Here is a 19,391-nt window from a genome sequence, read left to right as displayed (position 1 = left end):
GAGGTTCATTCGGTGTGATGCAATGCGTTGTCGATTGCCCGCCTTTGTAAGCGTAGCCCGTCTGGGAGAGTCGAATGAAGCTTTTGTCCGCCCGCATGGGAATGTTGCTGCTGATCAGCGTCGCTGGCGTTTCGCTGTCAGGCTGCGCCCGGCTGAAGGGCCATCAGGGCTATGTTGTCGATGTCGATCTGGTCAACTCGGTCCAGCCGGGGGTGGATACACGCGCATCGGTCGCGCAAGTCCTTGGCAAACCGACTTTTACCAGCACGTTCGATGAGCGTGAATGGTATTATGTCTCGCGGGACACCAAATTCTACGCCTATAACAATCCCAAGGTTCGGGATCAGATGGTGCTGCGTGTCCGCTTCGACGACAAGGGTGTGGTATCTGCAGTCGATCGCACCGGGGTCGAGCAGGTCGCGTCGATTAATCCTTACGGCAAGACGACGCCGACATTGGGTCGTAGCCGCACCTTCTTCCAGGATCTGTTCGGCAACATCGGTTCGGTCGGGTCCGGGCAGGGGCCGCAGGGTCAGGGTCAGGGCGGCGGCACCCGCGACCAGCCCTGATCCGGTTAACGACCCTGTCGATTTGCTGACAATCACGTTCGAGGATCGTTCAGCGCGACTCGGGCAAATCCTGGGCGTTATGTCTGGTACGAAGAATGGAGAAGCATCATGCGTAAATTGATCATCATGGGTTTGATGGCCGCAACTATGCTGCCAGTGGCGGCCAGCGCACAATCGCAGCGCGAAGTTCGCGAATCACGGCAGGATCTTCGCGACGAGCAGCGCGACCTTAATCGTGCCTATCGTTATGGCGACCAGCGCGATATTCGTCGTGAACAGCGCGATGTGCGCGAAGCGCGGCAGGAATTGCGCGAGGACCGGTTCGATCGTGATCGTGCCTGGGGCCGCAACGACTGGCGCGGTTATCGCAACGATCATCGCGACTATTATCGTCGTGGCGATTGGCGGGCGCCGTTCCGCTACAACAACTTCCGCGCCGGCGTGCGGATCGCGCCTGCCTTTTATGGCTCGCGCTATTTCATCGCCGATCCATGGCGCTATCGCCTGCCACCTGCCCGTGGCTATGCCCGCTGGGTGCGTCATTATGACGATGTGCTGCTGGTCGACACGCGTCGTGGCATCGTCCTCGACGTCTATCGCGGCTTTTTCTTCTAAAGCCTCGACATATTGATCTGAACTGGCCGGTCCGGGTTGCTGCCCGGGCCGGTCTTTTCATGTGACTAGCGAACCGTGAAGATCACCTGATCGACCACCTTGCCACCCAGATCGATCAACCGCAGCCGGTGCTTGCCCGGTGCCGCAAGCACAAGCGGCTTTGCATCCGCCGCACCCAGATCGCGCGCGTCGAGTTCGATCCGGTGGCTCGCCGCTGCCCCCGAGACGCCGATGGCGAGACGTTGCCGATCCATCGGAATATCGGGATCGAGCGCATAGACGCTGCCCGATACCGGGTTGGTGATGCGCGGGCGGCGGGCGCTGTCGGGTGCACCGGCAATCTGCGTTTGCGCAGTACCTGTGAGGAAGTATTCCCGGCGAGGCTGTTCGATCGCGCTTGCAAAGCTGATCTGGCGGGTCTCAACGCCGCGCGGCGGCGGGTTTGGCCGCCCCGCCCCTGCGGAATTGATCGCCAACATGATATCGCGCCACACGGGCGCGGCCCCGCTGGTGCCAGACACCGCGCGCATTGGATCGCCTTCGAGATTGCCGACCCAGACGCCAACCGTGAAGCGATCCGAATAGCCGATGCACCAATTGTCACGCAGGCCCTTTGAGGTGCCCGTCTTCACCGCTGCCCAGAACGGCAGCCGCAAGGCGCTGTCCAGCCCGAAGGTGCCCGCGCGCGCATTAGGATCGGCAATCATGTCGCTGACGATCCACGCCGCCGCCGGGGATGTGATGGCGCGGGGGGCTTCGGGTTTGTCGGTTGGTGTCAGCCGCAGCGGCGACCATCGCCCCCCCAGCGCCAAAGAGCGATAGGCGGCGACCTGCTCAAGCAACGTCACTTCGGCCGATCCCAGCGCGAGCGAGAAGCCGTAATATTGGCCGTCTTCGGTCAGTCCGCGAAAGCCGGTATCCCATAGCCGGTCGCGGAACGATTCGACGCCGACCAGCAGCAAGGTACGCACCGCGGGCACATTCAGCGACCCCGCAAGCGCGCTACGGGCTGACACCAGCCCCTTGAAATCGCGATCATAATTTTGCGGCACATACAGCCCCGATGCGGTGTCGAGCTGAACGGGCGAATCATCGAGGATCGACGCAGCGGTGAGATAGCCCTTCTCGATTGCCTGAGCATAAAGGAACGGCTTAAGCGTCGATCCGGCCTGGCGGTAACTCGCCGCGCCATCGACCGCCGCTGCAGTCGATGCCCCGCCAACCCCGCCGACATAAGCGAGCACATCGCCCCTTTCATTATCCACCACGATCACGGCGCCATCACGCGCGCGTGCCCCGCCAAGGCCGCGCAACTGGCGCACCAGCGCGGCTATGGCGATCCGCTGGGTCTGGGCGTCGATCGTCGTTGTCACCTTCACGCCGGGTTTGGTGAGCAATCGCCCGGCGAGATGGGGGGCGAGGCCGGGATCGAGCGCCAGGCTGCGCGCCGGGCCGAGCATCGAAAAGGCAGCGCCGTCGAAACGCGTGCAGTCGCGTTGCTGCGCCAGTGCACATGCCCGACGCGCCACCTGATCGGGGCGTGCCTGTGGATTGGGTAGCAGCGCAGCCAGCAACAGCGAATCATCGCGTGACAGCGCATCGGGTGTTTTGCCGAACAGCCCGAGCGCGGCGGCGCCAATCCCCTGCGCCTCGCCGCGAAACCCGGCGAGGTTCAGATACGCCTCGAAAATCTGATCCTTGCGCCAGGCACGCTCCAGCGCCCAGGCAGCGCGCATCTGGCGCAGCTTTTCCCGCCAGCCGCGTGCACCGGGAGCGGCTAGATCAGCACTCAAAAACCCCGCGACCTGCATCGTGACGGTGCTCGCACCTCGCCCGCGCTCGCCGCGCAGCCGATCGCGAAACGCGCTGCCTAGCGCGAGGAAATCAACCCCGCCATGGCTGTAGAAGCGCTTGTCCTCGGCCTGCAGCAACGTTTCCCGCGTGGCGGGGGAGACCTTGTCGATCGGTGTCCAGGCAAGCCGCCGCGCGGCAAAGTTCACGCGCGCGCTATCGATCAGCGTCCCGTTTCGGTCATAGAGCCACGCTTCAGAGGGCTGCCATTGGCGACGTACCTGACCATAGCCGGGCAGCGGCGGCGGCTGGGTCACATAATCCAGGCCAGCGCCCGCCAGCACGAGCGCGACCAGCCCGCCAATTGCGTAATGCGCCGGCCGCAACGCCCGAACCCATGCGATCAGCGCTGCAATCGCCTGATCGGGCTGATCGGCCAACAGCTTCTGCAATCGGGCAATCCACGTCATGCTATTTGGGGAGCACGGTCACCGGGGCGTTGGGCAGGGCAGCGCGGATCGCGGGTGAATACATTGCCTCGACCCGTGTCGGTGGCAGGTTGAACCGGCCAGCACCATTCAGCCGCACCGTATAGCTGACGGTGAAACTGCCGCGTGGCACCCAGGCGAAATAGCCCCGCCACGTCGCGCCGCCACGCTCGACATAGCTTGGCGATACCCCGGCATCGCCGGTTACCTGCGCGAGCAGCGAGGATTGCCCGCCCTGATCGCCAATGATCGTTGCGCCTGCGGGCACCGGATCGCTCACCACCACCCAATTGCGTTCGGCCGATGCATCAACGGTGATCGACACTTTCAGCACATCACCGCGCGTGAGCACGCCAGCCTTGCGCGCCTGCACCACCGACACCGTCTTGGTCATCTTGTACCCGGCGTTGAGCGGCTTGGTGAGCGGGACTGCGGCAGAGACCGATACCATCGCCCATGGGCCTGCCCCGCCGCTCTGCGTCAGTTTCAACGGGGTCTGTGCCGCTGGCAGCGGCAGGCTGACGAAACGTGACGGCTCGGCTAGCGGCCAGTTTCGCGTCAGCGTCGTGGTGCCGATCGATGCAGTGGTGACGCCAGCGATCGCCTCTGCCGGGTAAAGCCCGGCGAACTTGCGCGCCGCAATTGCACCCCAGGCATTGGCGGTTGTCGTGTCCCAATGTCCGCGCGACTGGCGCAGCGAGACGCCGACCATCATGCGCGGCGCATCGTCCTGCCAACCGGGCCGCCCAAGCACACCGATCAGCGCCTTGATGGCGGCTTCATCACCCGATGACATCAGCCACCACGCCGCGCTCGACTGATCGCTCAGATCGAGCCGCGTGCCTTCGTAAACGAGCCGTTTGCGCAGTTCGGCCTGCGCTGACCCCTTGAGCGCGGTCGCGTTGGCAAGGCCGGGCACCTTGTCGAGTGCGACCAGATAATCAGCAAGCTGCGCGGTCGGCATTTCGCCCACCGGGAGCCCGATCTGGCCGAGCATCGCCGGTGTCGCGGCCCCTGCGCGGGCTAGTGCCGCAAAGGCGGCGATCCGTTGCAACCGTACATCGCCATAATCCTCATGCCGTACGCGCCCGTCGACAACGGCCTTCAGCCCGTCGATCATCTTCGCACGCGGGCCCTCGGGTATCGGCAGCCCCGCTTCGGAGGCAATCGACAGGACATAGGCGGTCAGCGCCTCCGACCCTTCAAGCTTGTCCGACGGCCAATAGCGCAACAGGCCATCGGGTGCCTGATAGGTCGGGATTTCGCCTGCCAGCGCCGTCCAGCCCGCCACATCACCCAGCGCGACGATCCGTGACAGCCGCTGTTCGAAGCAGTTGTACGGATAGGCGGTCATGTACGACCGAACCCCCGCCAGGGGCGGCGCGAGCGTATCGGTGAGCCGGATATCGACACTGCCACGCCCTGCAATTGCGCCGGCGGGCGCCCCGATCGGGATCGTCGTTGCCGCGCCGACGCGGGCGAGCGTCGCCGCCCACACTTCTACGGGGACGGCGGGGACGATCTGCTGGTCGACCGTGATCTTGTCGACTGCCTTGCCATCGGCGCTTTTGGCGGAGACCTGCCAACGCAGGCTCGACAGGCCGTCGCGTGCGGTGAGATTCCACACGACCGGCGCGGCACCGCCCGCCGGGATGGTCACCGTCAGCGGCTTGCCGGTCGCGACGCGCGGCATCAGGTCAACCGTGGCGGTGACCGTCATCGGCTTGTCCGACCCGTTACGCAGCGTGAACACCGCGCCGTAATTGTCACCCGTGCGCACCAGCGGCGGGATACCGCTGAAGATGCTGAGGTCCTGCGCTGCGCGGATGTCGGTTTCGCCGGTGCCGAACAATTGTGCACCGTCAGTGGCAATTGCGACTAGCTTGAACGATGTCAGCGCATCATTGAGCGTTACCGGCACGCGGGCATGACCGTTCGCATCCAGTGCAACGCGGCCCTTCCAGAGCAGCACCGGCTGGAAATTCTCGCGGTTGAGGCCGGACAGATCACCGCCGCCGCCGCCAGCTTCGACGGCCTTTTTGCCGTAATGCCGCTTGCCGACGACTTGCGTTTGCGCCGTTGACGTCAGCACCGACAGCGACCGTTCGCCCATCATCGCGGCGAGCACATCCCAGCTTTCATTGGGGGCAAGCTGCAGCAGTGCCTGATCGACCGCGACAAACGCCACATCGGCGCTCGCCGCTGGCTTGCCGTCAGGTGTTTTTACATCGACATCAACTTGCGCCACATCGCGCGCGGCATAGCGCTCACGGTCCGCTTTCACGGTCACGCCGAGCCGGTACGCGTCCCAGCCGACCTTCACCTTCGCGATACCCAACCGGTAGGCGGGTTTGCTGAGGTCGACCAAGGCGGTGGCCTCGGGTGCCGGTTCATTCTTGGCGACAATGCCCAACATCGCCCCGAAATCGGTCAGCCAGTCCCAGAAACCGCCTTGCACCCGGCCACGCACCGCCATGACGGACACGAAAACATCAGGGGCATAGCTGCCCGGCATCTTCACCTCGACGACGGGGTTCTTGCCCTCAAGATGCGTAACGAAGCTCGACAGCACGCCTTCGCGCTCGACAGTGACGAGCGCGGTCGCCTCGCGGAACGGCATGCGAACCTGGAAGCGTGCAGTTTCGCCCGCCTTATATTCGGGCTTTTCGGGGATCACGTCCATCCGGTCGCCATTGTCGCCGCCGAACCACCAATCGTCATCGCCGACCAGCCAGGTCGAAACGGTGCTGCGCGCCAGATTGCCAGCGGCATCGGTGGTGGTGGCAACGGCATAGACTTCGCCCGACACGCCGGGGTTGATCGCACAGGTCGCCAGCCCCTGCGCATCGGTCGTCGCGCTGCAGGTGGCGGCCAGCTTGGTGGTCTTCATTTGGTTGTCATAGGCGTAGAAGCCGCCGATCAACCGGCGACGTGCGGTCAGGATTTCGCGATTATAGAGCGCGACGGTGATCGCCTGATTGGCGATCGGCTTGCCCTCGGTATCGACCGCGACGAGCCGAAGCCGCAGATCATCCTGCTTCATCAGCCAGCCATCGGTCTTGATCCCGATCCGCACCGCCGACGGGTGGATCGCGATGCTGCGCGATGCGGTGAGCACCTCGCCATTGGCGTCCTGATAATCCATCTCGACAAGCATGTTTGCCGCGCCGTCGAGTGTTTGCGGTACCTCGATCGCGGTGCGGGCGGTGCCATCTGCCCCCAAGGTGACGGGCAGGGTTTGGGTTGGGGGCAGCGGGGTCTGCTCCTCCTCGCCATCGCCGTTCATCGCTTTGACGCCCTCGGTCACGGCCTTGCCGCCGAAGCTGTAGCCCTCGTAACCGGCAGGCGTGCTGATATTGCCGAACCAGCCGACGCGGACATCGACCGGTAGATTGGCAGCACCGCCGCCCGACAAATAGCCGACGAACAGATCGACCGGCAGCGTCTTGGGCCGGATCGCGGCTTCTTTCGGCCCGGTCACGGTCGCGCGCATCGTCGGCAGGCGATATTCGTCGACCTTGAACGATTGGCTGGTGAAGATCGTCTTGTCGCCGCTAATAACTTGCAGGTCGTAATCGCCCATCGGCGCGCCCTGCGGCGCTACCCAAGTCGTCTCGCCGATGCCGCTGGCGTCGATGCTGAGTGGCAGGTCGAACTGCGTGTCCGATCCGCGGTGCGACAGTCGCAACGTGCCGGTAAAGGCTGGTGTGGTCGCGAAACCCTCCGCAATGGGCTTGCGGACGATGTGTTTCATGTTGATCGTCTCGCCCTGGCGGACGAGCGCACGATCGAACACGGTATGGACGATGTCGTCACGCGCCGAATAGCCATAGGGCAGGTCGAAATCATAAGGACGGATGCCCTCGCCCCAATCGGTCAGCGTGAAGCTGAAATCATCGTCCTTGCGTGCCGAGACCATCAGCGCATGCTCGGATCCCTCGCATGAGGCATAGGTTTCGGGCGCCGGCAGACCGCTGGGGATCAGCACGCCGCCGCTCTTGTCGGTAACACCACGCGCGAGCATTTTGCCGGTGCAGCTATCGGAAACGGCCACCGCGGCGTTCGCCACGGGCTTGCCGCTATCGAGCGACGTCACCCAGGCGAGGCTGCGATCACGACCCCATTTGAAATGTACCGCCATGTTGGTGACGAGCGCGGCACTGGCGACATAACGCGGCGCATCGCGCCCGAGCAATGCATTGCCGAGCTTCGGGCTAGCGAGTTCGACCACATAGAAGCCCGGCTTGGTCAGCGGAATGCCGACGACCTCGAAATCCTTGCCCTTGCCCGGCAACCCGACCGAAAGATCAGTGCCCTGGTTCGCCGCCAGGATCGGCTTGGAGCCGGTGTCGTTGATCGTCACCTTTTCCTTGCCGCGCATTTCCTCATGGCTGGCATAATCATCGGCATCGTCGACGGTCCGCAGCCACTGGGCGATCTGGCCGTCGGTGCCGTCGACCTTCATCGTCTGCCCGGCGATCGCCAGATTGCGTCCGCGCAAAGCCGGTTCGACATTGCGCACGGTGACCGGCAACACGCCGCCCTCACGCGCCTCCAAGATACCAAAGGGCGCGGCAAATTTCACCAGCGGCGGGGCTTCATCGAAACGGATATCGAGTGGGAAACGCTCCGCATTGGAGAGCGGACGGCCACTCTCGTCTTTGATGTCGGCAGGCAGAATCAGCTTCGCGGTGCTCGCGGCGGGCAGCGGGGTGGCAAAGCTGATATCGCTGACGGTTGACTGCCGTTTGGTATCGGCATCGAATTTGGGGGCGATCGATTTACCGTCGGCGGTCTGGATGCGAATTTGCTCAGCAACGCTTTTCGCGATTGGCGCGGAAAAACGCACATATGCCTTTTCGACCGGGCTGCACCCGGCCTGCGGGTTGACGCGGCCGCATTCGAACCGTGCTGTAAAGGGTTTGCGCACGGTATAGTCGAAGCGTTGATCGGACCCGGCGAGCTTGCCGCTCGCGCCCGCGATCTTGCCCGACCAGACGATCGCCATGTCGCGCCCCGGGGGCAGCGGACGACGGCACTTCAACGCCGTGATCCCGGCTGTCATCGATTGGCGATCAGCCTCTGCCGCCGGAATCGCGGCTGGCAAACCAGCATTTTCCAGGAAGCTCGTCACTTCATACCGGTCAGTACCAAGCTCGCCGAGCAGCTTGGGCGCAACATCGGCACCGAGCACATCGACGGGGATTTTTTCGCCGATGCCATCGACTGCACAATAGGCGTTGGCGGCGACTGATGCAGGCGTTGCGGGCAGGTTCGCGGCGATCAGGAACACCTGATCCTCCTCGATCTCACCGCCATATTGACCCGGCAGGATTGCGCGCGCCACCGGGCCGCCAGCATCGACCTTGAAGCTGCGCTGCCCGCCAACGGCATAGCCCGCCACCGTCTTCAGCCCATCGATCAGATCGAAGCTGCAGGTGGTGCCGCCCGGCAATGGCGACTTGAATTCATGAACAAAGGTCTGCTGATCGACCCAGCGGCCTTCACCGGCAATCGCGCAGGTCACCTTGAAAGGGGAAGCCGCGCGCGGATCGCCGAGCGCCACGATCGGCTGGCTGAAACGGGCGGTGAACCGTTCGATCGCGCCATTCCCGATGCCGGGCGTGGCGACAATGACTTGCGGAGAGTTATCCCCCGAAGCGCTGATCGGGGCGACCACAAGGGCCAGGAATGCTAGACGGGAGACCAGCTTCATCATCGCCCCTTTGCGGAAAAGGATAAGGTTAACTACCGGTCGCGGCTCTTTCGGTCCAGTACGGAATAATGTGTTACGCCAGTGGCTTGCGGTATCAGCAAAGCTGGGGAACAACTCTGGTCGGTCCGAATCGGGGGAATCGCGGTTGATCGACTTTGGGGGTGGCATCGCGCTCGTCGATTTCATCGCGCGCGAATCCTTGCTGTTTGCCGTTATTGGCATCGCAATTGGCGGGATCGATGATCTCGCCGTTGATATTGTATTCCTGATCCGCACTGGCTGGCGGCACCAGGCAAGGCCGCGCGTGCCCGTGCCCACGCTCGCCGATTTTGCCGCACCCGAGCCGCAGGGCCGGATCGTGGTATTTGTTGCCGCATGGGATGAGGCCAATGTGATCGGCGCCATGCTCGAAGCAGCGCTCGCGCGGTTCGATCATCCCAATTACAGTATTTATGTCGGTACCTATCCCAATGATCCGGCGACGACGGATGCAGTCGCGGCGATCGCGCTGCGCGATGCGCGCATCAGGCTGGTGATCGGCGATGATCCCGGCCCGACGACCAAGGCTGCCAATCTGAATGCTCTTTGGCACGCACTGGCGCGCGATGAAGCTGAAGGGGGTGATCGGGCGCGGGCGATTGTGCTTCATGACGCAGAAGATGTCGTTCACCCGCACGAACTGCGTCTGTTCGATCGATTGATCGGCCGGTACGCGGCGGTGCAACTCCCTGTGTTGCCCTTGGTTCAGGGCGGATCACGGCTGATATCGGGCCATTATTGCGACGAATTTGCCGAATCGCATGCCAAGCAGCTCGTCGTCCGCCAGGCGCTTGGCGTCGGACTGCCGCTAGCCGGGGTTGGTTGCGCCATATCGCGCGCGCTGTTGGAGGTCGTGGCGGCGGCGCGCGGCGGCGAGCCGTTTGATGCCCAGAGCCTGACCGAAGATTACGAACTGGGCCTGCATGTCGCCGCCCTGGGTGGCCAATCGATCATGGCGCGCGTGCATGAATATCGGGGTGGCCCGGTGGTGGCGGTTCGCGCCTATTTCCCGTCGACGTTGAACGCCGCTGTTCGCCAAAAGGCCCGCTGGATGATCGGGATTGCGCTGGCGGGTTGGGATCGGATCGGCTGGGGGCGCCGGTTCGCCTGGGGAGATCACTGGATGCGCATGCGTGATCGGCGCGGGCCGCTGGCCGTGCTGGTGCTGGCCGCTGCCTACCTAACGCTGGTCGCCACTGCGCTGTCCCTGTTGAGCCATGCCTTGTTGGGCACGGCGCCTGCGCCGCTGCCGCTTCCCGAGTTTGTCATCGCCGCCAATGCGCTGTTGCTTGGCTGGCGGCTGGCCATGCGCGCTGCCTTTACGACGGCGGCCTATGGCTGGCGGGAGGGGCTATGGTCGGTTCCGCGCGCGCTGGTGGCCAACATCATCGCGCTGCTTGCGGCCCGGCGGGCAATCATCCGCTATGTGGCGATGCTGCGGGGGTCGGCACTTGAATGGGACAAGACGGCACATGTTTTCCCCGAGCTCGCTGGCGGACAAGCACGGTGATTGCGCGCGGCAATGCGATCCGGTTCCTTGCCGTCGTGCTTGGGGCGTGGGTGGCAGTGCGCGTGACGATGCTCTTGCCACAACCCGGCACGCGCACTGCGTTGCGGCCAAATGTTCGCGCGGTAGCACCACGCGACGCTGGCCAACCGGCGATAGTGCGAACGGCGATAGTGGGAACGGCAATAATCGCAATTAACCGGCAAGGCGGGCGCGGTTCTCGCCAAGTTCCTCCGCGCAGTCCGGTTCGCCAGGACTCCTTCAACCAACCATCCGATCGGCATCGGGTCGCCCATATCACCACGCCTGTCGGTATCGCTGAGCCGGTCGCACGGGCTGCGGTAGCGCCGTCAGCTACCACCATCGTCCCCCACAATCCGGCTGACCATGGCGGGAAGCTCACCCCATTGCCATCGCGCTGGTCGGGCAGCTTGTGGCTTGTTGTTCGCGATGGCCGGGGCCTCGGCGCCAGTTTGTCGGGTAGCCAGCTTGGCGGCAGCCAGACGGGATTGCGGCTGGCCTATGCGCTTGGCGCGGCGCGGCGGGTGGCCATTGTCGGGCGCATCGCCAGTCCCCTGGGCGGATCGGGGCAGGAAGGGGCGATCGGCATTGAATGGCGGCCAACCCGCCTGCCCGTTCGGCTTGTCGCCGAACAACGGATCGGCATCAACGATGCGGCAGGCGGGCCCTCGCTGGGGCTGGTAGGCGGCGCGGGGCCACTACCAGTCGGGCAGGGCTTTTGGTTGGAAGGCTATGGTCAGGCCGGTCTTATCAAGCGCACGACCATTATTGGTTATGCCGATGGCGCGGTGCGGATCAACCGGCGAGTGGCAATGATCGCAGGCACCCCGATCGATCTGGGGGGCGGGAGCTGGGGGGCGATCCAGCCCGGTGCCGCCCGGCTTGACCTTGGCCCGTCGATTGGCGCGCGCCTCCCGATCGGCGCGAACCGGGTCCGTCTGTCACTTGACTGGCGGCAGCGTGTGGCGGGTAATGCACGGCCAGGATCGGGTCCGGCGCTGTCGATTGGCACCGATTTCTAGCATCGCGCGCGTCGGTCCTTCCGCCGTGCGCCCGAAAGGGATATCGCGGGTATCCACATGGACGTTTACCTGCCCATCGCCAATCTGAGCGTAAATGCGCTCGTCATCATCCTGCTCGGCGGCGGGGTGGGCCTGTTGTCGGGCATGTTCGGCGTGGGCGGCGGATTTCTGACGACGCCGTTGCTGATCGTTTATGGTATTCCGCCCACTGTCGCTGCGGCATCGGCCGCCAGCCAAGTGACGGGGGCAAGCGTTTCGGGCGTGTTCGCGCATTTCCGGCGCAATGGCGTGGATGTGAAAATGGGCGGCGTGCTCGTGGCAGGCGGTGTGGTCGGCTCGTTTGTGGGGGCATGGATCTTCCAGCTGCTTCAAGCGAGCGGCCAGATCGATACGGTGATCGCGATCATCTATGTGCTGCTGCTCGGCTCGATCGGCACGATGATGGCCCGCGAATCGGTGCTGAGCATTCGCGCGATCCAGTCCGGGGTTACGGTCCGCGCGCGGACAAGGCGGCATCATCCACTGGTCGCGGCACTGCCGCTGCGGACGCGTTTTTACCGGTCGGGCCTCTATATTTCGCCGCTTGCACCGCTGATGCTCGGTTTTTTCGTTGGCATTCTTACGATCCTGCTTGGCATTGGCGGCGGCTTCATCCTCGTGCCCGCGATGCTGTACCTGATCGGTATGACGACGCAGGTGGTGGTGGGCACTTCGCTGTTCCAAACATTGTTCGTCACCGCCACGGCAACGATGGTGCATGCCATGACGACCAAGGCGGTCGATATCGTGCTCGCCGCACTGTTGCTGTTCGGCTCGGTGGTTGGGGCGCAGGTTGGTGCCCGGCTCGCAAGTCGCGTGAAGCCGGAATATCTGCGGCTGGCGCTGGCCATCATCGTGCTGCTGGTTGCTTTCCGGGTGGCGATTGGTCTGGGTTTCCGCCCGGATGAGCTCTATTCGGTCGAGTTGACGTGAAGTGGGCGTTGCTGGCGCTGGCCATGGCGTCGCCGTTGCTGATGGCGCAGGCAAAGCCCGTGCTTGTGCCCGACGTGTCACAGCGCGATATCGAGATTGCCTACAGCTTCACCGGTGCGGAGTTGCTGCTGTTCGGCGCGATCCTCTATCCCGGCGGGCGCGTGCCGACCGAGCGTGACGCCGATATCGTGGTCGTCGTCAAGGGCCCGTCGCAGTCGATTCTGGTGCGCGAAAAGCAAAAGATCGCTGGAATCTGGGTGAATGCCGCGCGGATGCGCTATTTGTCAGCACCGTCCTTTTACGCGATAGCCTCCTCGCGGCCGATCGATACGCTGGTCGATGATCGTACTAGAGCGATTTATGAACTGGGGCTCGATAGCCTGCAGCTTTCGCCCGGCAGCAATACGCCAAGTGCCGAACAGTCGCGCTTTGCCCAAGGGCTGGTGGCTCTCAAGCGACGCACGGGGCTTTATTATGAGGCGCCCCGTGCTGTGGAGATCGCGGATCGCGTGCTCTATCGCGCCCGGCTGCGTATTCCTGCCCGCGTGCCGGTAGGCCGTTTTACAGCTGAGACTTTCCTGATCCGCGACGGCCGCGTGCTGGCGGCGGCGGTACGCGATATCGACATCCGTAAATCGGGATTTGAGCGGTTCGTGGCGCGCGCTGCGGATCGTAATGCCTTTGCTTATGGGCTGGCCGCGGTGGCGTTGTCGGTACTGCTGGGCTGGAGCGCCGGCTGGATCGCCCGCCGCTTCTAAACAGTCGTTACGAACACGGTATTTTTACGAATCACCGTGCATGATCCGGGTTCGCCACGGCCGGGGATCACCTCTTCATGAATGACAGCGCCCAGTTCAGCGCCTTTGACACCGATCGTCAGGCGGCGTCGCCCGCGATTATGGGCAACCCACAAACCGAGACGGCGAGCGGGATTGGTGTTGTGTTCGAGATCGCCGGATCGAGCAGCCAGATCCTGCTCGATAGCGTGGCGCTCGATCGGCTGGCACAAAGCGCTGATCCGGTGATCGCATCGGCCGGGCAGGTCGGTGCGCAGGTCAAGATGCGGATCGGGAGCACCTGGCTCATCGCCAATATCCGTTCGTTGAAGCTCGCTGACGGGCAGGGTGATCACGGCGACCACATCATCGCGGCCATCGATTTTCTTGGTGAGGGCGATGAGGAAAAGCTGACCGGCAAGCTCTATAAGTTCCGGCGCGGCGTCACGCGTTATCCGATGCCGGGCTGCGCGGTGTATCCTGTGTCTACCGCTGACCTGAAGCAAATTTATGCCGCCGATGATCGCGCCAATATCGAGATCGGCACCGTCTATCCGACGCGCGACATTCGGGCGGCGCTGTACATCGATGCGCTGCTCGGCAAGCATTTCGCGCTGCTCGGCTCGACCGGAACAGGTAAGTCGACATCGGCTGCGCTGATCCTGCACCGCATCTGCGATATGGCACCGCAAGGTCATATTGTGATGGTCGATCCGCACGGCGAATATGCCGCCGCCTTCAAGACCAATGGTGCGATCTACGACGTATCCAATCTGCAGATGCCGTACTGGCTGATGAATTTTGAGGAACATTGCGAAGTGTTCGTCACCAGCCACGGGTCAGAACGCCAGATCGACTCCGATATCCTCGCCAAATGCCTGTTGATGGCGCGCGCAAAGGGACGTCTGGGGCAAGAGATTTCGAAGCTGACGGTCGATGCGCCGATCCCCTATCTGCTCAGCGATCTGACCAATCTGATCACGCTGGAAATGGGCAAGATGGACCGGGCGGGCGATACCGCCCCCTATCTGCGACTGAAGACCAAGATCGATGAGGTAAAGGCCGATCCTCGTTATGGTTTCATGTTTTCGGGCATGCTGGTCGCCGATACGATGGCGGGGTTCATCGAACGCGTGTTTCGCCTGCCGGGGGACGGCAAGCCGATCTCGATCATCGACGTGTCGGGTGTGCCTTCTGAAATTACCGCCGTCGTCGTCGCGGTGCTGGCGCGGATGGTGTTCGATTTCGCGATCTGGTCACGCAACGAGCCGCAGCGTCCGATTCTGCTCGTCTGCGAAGAGGCGCATCGTTACATTCCAGCAGCCGATAACATGACCTCGGTCGGCCGGATTCTCAGCCGGATCGCGAAGGAAGGCCGCAAATACGGCGTGTCGCTGGGGTTGATTACGCAGCGGCCGTCCGATCTGGCCGAAGGCGTGCTGTCGCAATGCGGCACGATCATCGCAATGCGCTTGAACAATGATCGCGATCAGGCTTTTGTGCGCGCCGCCATGCCTGAAGGTGCGCGTGGTTTCCTCGACGTCATCCCCGCGTTGCGCAATCGCGAGTGCATCGTCTGCGGCGAAGGTGTCGCGGTGCCGATCCGAGTGTCGTTCGATTCGCTGGCCGAGGACCGCCGCCCGGCTTCCGAAGACCCGCTCTTCTCGCAACTATGGCGGGAAGTGGGGCAGGAAGATCAGATCATCGCGCGTACCATCAAGCGCTGGCGATCCCAGGGTCACTGATCAAGTATCGATGACGGTGCCCGTCAATTCCCGGTCGTGTCGCCAATCAGCACCGAATTGAGGTCAGCGTGCCCCGGGTTTGACGGCCAGCAACGCGGCCACGCGCGCCTTGAACGCGCGCAACGCTGATCCTGAAAGCTGCGCCACTTGTGTGAAGGTCATATTGCGCGGGTTCACGGCCACACCATTGCGCCACACTTCGTAATGAAGGTGCGGGCCGGTCGACATGCCGGTTGATCCGACATAGCCGATGATCTGCCCTTGCGCGACGCGCGTGCCCGAACGAACCGCGATCCGGCTCATATGGCCATAGCCCGTGGCCAGACCCCCAGCATGCGCCAGCTTCACGAAATTGCCATAGCCGCGGCTGCGCCCGGCGAGCGCGACTATACCATCCATCGACGCGCGAATCGGCGCGCCATAGGGGGCACCATAATCGACACCCTTGTGCATCCGCATCATCCGCATGATCGGATGAAACCGCACGCCATAGCCCGATGTCATCCGGCCAGCGACCGGCGTTGCCATTACGCCGCGGCGTTCGCCGACGCCTGATGCTTCAAACCATTGGCCGCCCTTGCCCTCGCCCCAACGGACGAGCTGCACCTTTTTATTGTCCCGTTCTAGCCCGGCATACAATAACTCGCCGATCTGGACTTCGCCGGTTGCGGCACGGGCCTGGCGGATGACGAGATCGAAAACGTTGCTCGCCTGAACGTCACGGCCGATCGACAGGCGGCTTGCAAGGGCGCGAATATAGGCCTCGACGGCCTTGGCGGGGGCCCCTGCCGCCCGAGCGGAACGGTACAGGCTCTGCCCCACCACGCCGCGAATGCGCAGCGGTGTGTTGTCGATCGCGATCGGTTCGGGCGTCATCACCAGTTGACCATTGGTGCGGGCGACCGACACGTTGAGGTCGAACCGCGCCCGGAAGCGCAGATTATCGAGCGGGCGGGGTACGTCGCGGCTTGGCCGACGCCCCAGGGTCATCGCCAGTTGGGTGCCGGGTCTGATTGCTGACAGGGATACAGCGCGTGCCACCATATCGGCGACCGTGGCGGCTTCATCACGGGCCACGCCGGCGCGAGTCAAAACGCGCGAGAAGCTGTCGCCGCTGCCGAGCGTCGCTGCCAGTTCGATGATCGGGCGTTCGGGGGTTTCGGCCAGCGGTGCAACCAGATCATTGGCGGCGATTCGCCGACCCGTATTGGCACCAAGCCCCAGCGGCGTAATCGCTTGTGCGCGCGATGCTTCCCACGCCGATCCTTCCAGTGGTGCTGGTGTCGCACCGATCAGCGGATTGTCGAGCCCGGGCGACATATAGCAGGTCGCGGCGATCAAGGCCGTGCAAGTGGCGGCGCCGCGCCACCAGGTCGCCGAGCCGATTTGCGCGCCGAGGTCAGGCGCCCAATCAATCTGCGCGATTCGATGGCGGAACTCTTCGAAACGGTCGGGACGGGTTTGCGGGGCGATCGCGCGGCCAAAAGTCAGCGCCGCTGCACCACCCCCCTGACTGGCGGATTTCTGCGCTTAACTTGCGAAAATCGTTAACGAAGATTTTTCATGGTCAGGGCGGTTGCGCTGGCGCCTTTGCCACGCGATCTTGGGTCCATCATGACTGGACATGCCACCCGCCCGGTCACCGCCGTTTTGGGCCCGACCAATACCGGCAAGACGCATCTCGCGATTGAGCGGATGTGCGGCCATTCGAGCGGCATGATCGGCTTTCCGTTGCGGCTGCTGGCGCGAGAAGTCTATGATCGGGTGGTGAAAATCAAGGGTGCCGGGCAGGTGGCGCTGATCACCGGCGAAGAGAAGATCGTCCCGCGCGATGCCCGCTGGTTCCTGTGCACCGCCGAAAGCATGCCGATCGACAAGGATCTCGCGTTTGTCGGCATTGATGAGGCGCAACTGGGGGCCGATGCGGAGCGCGGCCATGTCTTTACCGATCGCCTGTTGCGGGCGCGGGGGCGTGAAGAAACCATGGTGCTGGGATCGGAAGCGCTGCGACCGATGATCAAGACATTGGTGCCCGATGCCGACATTCTCTCTCGACCGCGCTTTTCGACGCTCAGCTATGCCGGCGCGCGCAAGATTTCCCGGCTGCCCAAGCGCTCCGTGATCGTCGCCTTTTCCGCCGAAGAGGTTTATGCCGTTGCTGAGATGCTGCGGCGGCTGCGCGGTGGTGCCGCCGTGGTGATGGGCGCGCTCTCGCCACGCACCCGCAACGCCCAGGTGGCGATGTTCCAGGCGGGCGAGGTCGATTATTTGGTCGCCACCGATGCAATCGGCATGGGGCTCAATATGGATGTCGCCCATGTCGCCTTTGCATCGCTTCGCAAGTTCGACGGGCACCGCCAGCGCCGCCTGACGGTTGCGGAAATGGCGCAGATTGCGGGGCGCGCCGGGCGGCACCAGCGCGACGGGACTTTTGGTGCGCTGAGCGAGGAGGGGCCGGGTGCCTTTACCCCTGAGGAAGTGCTTGCCATTGAGGAGCATCGCTTTCCGCGACTCGAGCATCTCTATTGGCGCAATGGCCAGCCAGCGACCGCCAGCATCGATGATCTGGTTGCCGATCTTGAGCAAAAGCCGCTTTCGCCGGTATTGCGCGCGGCCCCTGAATCGATCGATTTGGCGGTGCTCAAACGGCTTGCCGAAGAAGATGGCGTACGCGCGCGGACGCGGGGCAGCACGATGGTCAATCGGTTCTGGGCGGCGTGCGGCCTGCCCGATTTCCGCAAGCTTGGCGTTGATCCGCACACGCGGTTCGTAGCGCGCGTTTATGGCCATTTGTCCGAAGGAAACGGCCATATTCCACATGACTGGTTTGCGGCCGAAATTGCCCGGCTCGACAATGTCGCGGGCGATGTCGAGACGATTGCGGGGCGGATCGCGGCAGCGCGCAGCTGGGCCTATATCGCCAACCACGCCGACTGGATGGCCGATCCCGCGCACTGGGCAGATCGAACGCGCGCTCTTGAGGAGCGGCTGTCCGATGCCCTGCATGATCGGCTGACCCAGCGTTTCGTCGATCGCCGCACGACCGTGCTGATGCGGCAGCTGGGGGCAGATGCGAGCGCGTTGGCGGTGACCGTGGCGGACGACGGATCGGTCCTTGTCGAGGATCAGCTGATCGGTCGGCTTGAAGGATTTCGCTTCGTGGTTGCTGCCGATGCGCGTGCGTCTGACAAAAGGCTGCTGCTCGCAGCGGCCGAGAAAAGGCTTGGCGGCGAGCGTGCCCGGCGGGGCGCGGCGCTTGCCGATGCGGCGGAGGCGGCGCTGTCGCTCGCGCCAGGCGATCAACCGATCATTGTCTGGTCCGGATGGACCGTTGGCGTGCTGAAGCCTGGGGCATCGCTCGCACGGCCCCGTATCGAGCTTGATCGCGCGCTTGATTGCCTTGATCCCGCGCTGCGCGAGCGGGTGCGGACCCGGCTCGAGGGGTGGGTGGCGGCGCAACTCGCCCGGCATGTTGCCGCGCTGGTGGCGCTGGAGGCGATTGGTCGCGATGCGGCAGCGTCGGCGCCGCTGCGGGTGGTAGCGGCCACTTTGGTGCAGGGCGCTGGCCTTGCTGCCCGATTGCCGCTTGGGGACGCGATTGATGGCTTGCAGGCAGGTGATCGCCAGCGATTGCGCAAGGCCGGCATCGTGATCGGGGCGCTTGATCTGTTCGACCCACGCCTGCTGAAACCCGGCGCCGCGCGTTGGCGGCAGGCGTTGATCGCGGCGCGATCAGGGGCGTCGATGCCACCGTTGCCGCTGCCGGGGGCAACCGTGCTGGCGCGCGGTGTGCTTGGTAACGCCGCTGGCTTTGGCTTTCGCGAGATTGGCGGACAGGCTGTGCGGGTTGACCTGGTGGAACGCATTGCCCGAGCCGCGCATGAAGCGCGCGCTGGCAAGGCGCCATTTGCACCCGATTCGGCCATGGCGACATCGATTGGCTTGGCACCGGCGACGATGGATCGGTTGATGGCGCAACTCGGCTTTCGTGCCGCCGAACCCGAGGCGGGCGTCTCGCGCTGGGTGTGGCGCGGTCGGCCAGCCCGAGTGAAGTCGGCCATCACGGCACCGCGCGACAATGCCTTTGCGGCGCTTCGCCAGCTCACCAGCGGGCATCAGGGCTAAGCGGC

General features: G+C 63.9%; 11 protein-coding genes. 8 read left to right on the top strand and 3 right to left on the bottom strand.

Annotation, left to right across the window (positions count from 1 at the left end; genetic code table 11):
• Positions 1-74 precede the first annotated feature (74 nt).
• The gene (locus B7Y49_RS08965) at positions 75-569 is read left to right on the top strand and encodes an outer membrane protein assembly factor BamE (RefSeq protein ID WP_374127244.1); all 495 of its coding nucleotides are present in this window, start codon (positions 75-77) and stop codon (positions 567-569) included.
• Between the two features lie 108 nt (positions 570-677).
• A complete protein-coding gene (locus B7Y49_RS08960) occupies positions 678-1,184 on the top strand; it encodes an RcnB family protein (RefSeq protein WP_374127243.1) in 507 nt (168 codons plus the stop codon).
• A 65-nt stretch (positions 1,185-1,249) separates the two neighbouring features.
• On the opposite strand, the gene pbpC is transcribed toward B7Y49_RS08960, so the two are convergent.
• Both pbpC and B7Y49_RS08950 read right to left on the bottom strand, forming a co-directional pair.
• Complete coding sequence (gene pbpC, locus B7Y49_RS08955; RefSeq protein ID WP_374127242.1) at positions 1,250-3,445, bottom strand: penicillin-binding protein 1C; 2,196 nt, start codon at positions 3,443-3,445, stop codon at positions 1,250-1,252.
• A gap of 1 nt (position 3,446) precedes the next feature.
• Positions 3,447-9,182, bottom strand: coding sequence for an alpha-2-macroglobulin (locus B7Y49_RS08950; protein WP_374127241.1), 5,736 nt, complete (start codon positions 9,180-9,182; stop codon positions 3,447-3,449).
• Positions 9,183-9,324: 142 nt separating this feature from the next.
• On the opposite strand from B7Y49_RS08950, the gene B7Y49_RS08945 reads away from it, so the two are divergent.
• The 5 genes from B7Y49_RS08945 (at position 9,325) to B7Y49_RS08925 (ending at position 15,261) form a co-directional block, all read left to right on the top strand.
• Positions 9,325-10,728 carry a glycosyl transferase family protein gene (locus tag B7Y49_RS08945; RefSeq protein WP_374127240.1) on the top strand — a complete coding sequence of 468 codons (1,404 nt, stop codon included), beginning with the start codon at positions 9,325-9,327 and terminating at the stop codon, positions 10,726-10,728.
• Between the two features lie 428 nt (positions 10,729-11,156).
• On the top strand, positions 11,157-11,768 hold the full coding sequence (locus tag B7Y49_RS08940; protein WP_374127239.1) for a hypothetical protein: 612 nt from the start codon (positions 11,157-11,159) through the stop codon (positions 11,766-11,768).
• Between the two features lie 57 nt (positions 11,769-11,825).
• Positions 11,826-12,740 (top strand): sulfite exporter TauE/SafE family protein, encoded by a 915-nt coding sequence (locus B7Y49_RS08935; RefSeq protein ID WP_374127238.1) that lies wholly within the window; start codon positions 11,826-11,828, stop codon positions 12,738-12,740.
• Between the two features lie 41 nt (positions 12,741-12,781).
• Positions 12,782-13,498, top strand: a complete 717-nt coding sequence (locus B7Y49_RS08930; protein WP_374127349.1) for a TIGR02186 family protein — start codon at positions 12,782-12,784, stop codon at positions 13,496-13,498.
• A 140-nt stretch (positions 13,499-13,638) separates the two neighbouring features.
• Positions 13,639-15,261 (top strand): ATP-binding protein, encoded by a 1,623-nt coding sequence (locus B7Y49_RS08925; protein WP_374127348.1) that lies wholly within the window; start codon positions 13,639-13,641, stop codon positions 15,259-15,261.
• 63 nt (positions 15,262-15,324) lie between these two features.
• Here the strand turns inward: B7Y49_RS08925 and B7Y49_RS08920 are convergent, their stop codons facing one another.
• Positions 15,325-16,602: a M23 family metallopeptidase gene (locus B7Y49_RS08920; protein WP_374127237.1), complete on the bottom strand. Its 1,278-nt coding sequence runs from the start codon at positions 16,600-16,602 to the stop codon at positions 15,325-15,327.
• A 273-nt stretch (positions 16,603-16,875) separates the two neighbouring features.
• Between B7Y49_RS08920 and B7Y49_RS08915 the strand changes: the two genes are divergently transcribed.
• Positions 16,876-19,386, top strand: coding sequence for a helicase-related protein (locus B7Y49_RS08915; protein WP_374127236.1), 2,511 nt, complete (start codon positions 16,876-16,878; stop codon positions 19,384-19,386).
• The last annotated feature ends 5 nt before the right edge of the window (positions 19,387-19,391 follow it).

The organism is Sphingomonas sp. 28-62-11 (genome assembly GCF_002278865.1).
Classification (GTDB): Bacteria; Pseudomonadota; Alphaproteobacteria; order Sphingomonadales; family Sphingomonadaceae; genus Sphingomonas.
Note: the sequence above shows the minus strand (reverse complement) of the source record. Positions and strands in the feature narration are given on the sequence as shown.